This is a genomic window from Corynebacterium sp. c3Ub_189, assembly GCF_039907195.1.
Classification (GTDB): Bacteria; Actinomycetota; Actinomycetes; order Mycobacteriales; family Mycobacteriaceae; genus Corynebacterium.
This window is the reverse complement of the sequence record NZ_JASBOF010000054.1, coordinates 1-1,088: the sequence shown is the minus strand read 5'-3', so window position 1 is coordinate 1,088 and position 1,088 is coordinate 1. Positions and strand designations below refer to the sequence as shown.

1 pseudogene is annotated in these 1,088 nt (G+C 54.4%); it reads right to left on the bottom strand.

The features are described from left to right. A pseudogene (locus tag QKD99_RS11470) lies at positions 1 to 1,039 on the bottom strand (IS3 family transposase); the annotation flags it as partial. Positions 1,040 to 1,088: the final 49 nt, after the last annotated feature.

The following is a 1,088-nucleotide window of genomic DNA, read 5'->3' as shown; positions in this document are numbered from 1 at the left end:
CCATTGACTGTTTCGGCTAGTGCATTGTCATAAGAATCGCCGACTGTCCCCACACTCGGGCGTATTCCTGCTTCCGCGAGAGCGGTGGAATACTTCAGTGACACGTACTGGCTGCCCCGATCACTGTGGTGAATCAGCTGGTTTCCATGGATTCGCCCTGCAGTCGTTAACGCATGCTCCAAGGCCTCCATGGGTAGCGCATCGGTGCGCATCGTTGAGCGTGTAGCAACACCAACAATCTTTCGACTGTAGACATCCACGACAAACGCGGTGTAGGCGAATCCTGACAGGGTGCGAACGTAGGTAATGTCGGCAACCCACAACCTTCCTGGTGCTTGTGCTCGAAAGTTTCGCTGCACTAGGTCTGGGCGATGATCCGGTTTCTTCGGGCTAGTCGTTGTCACGGGGGTTCGTCCACGTCTGCGGCCGGAAACACCAGCTAGCTTCATCAGTCGTGCAGTCTTGTCGCGGCCGATATGAAAGCCTTCACGGTTCATCGCGTGCCACATTTTGCGGATGCCGTAGACCGAGAAATTCTGCGCATGCACACGTTGTATCTCTGGGATGAGAAGGCTATCGCTTAAGGTCCTTGCACTGGGAACGCGTGTGGTGGCTTTGCGGTAGCCGCGTGAGGTGATGAATCCACGATCTGCTTGTTTAAGGACTCGGCAGATGGCCTCGACCCCAAACTGATCCTTATACGCGTCGATGTAAGAGATCATTTGGTCGTGGGTCGGTCGAGTTCCGCTGCGAAAAAAGCCGAAGCAGTCTTAAGAATCCCGTTTGCTCGCTTCAGCTCACGGTTTTCGCGGCGCAGACGCTTGAGTTCTTCTTCCATTGTTTCGCCACCTGAAGCGCCAGAGTCATCACGTACTGAAGCGCTGTCACGGTACCAAGCCCGCAACGTATGGTGAGACACTCCAAGCAGCTCACCGATCTCCGTGTAGGCACGTTGCAGTGAGCAGGACTCCAGGCGGACCATTTCGATGATCTGATGGACCGCCTTCTCCTTGAACTCAACGGAATACTTTCTAGGCATAGTTCAATCCTTCCTTAGCTGAGGTAGGAACTAAACCCAGGACGCTTCA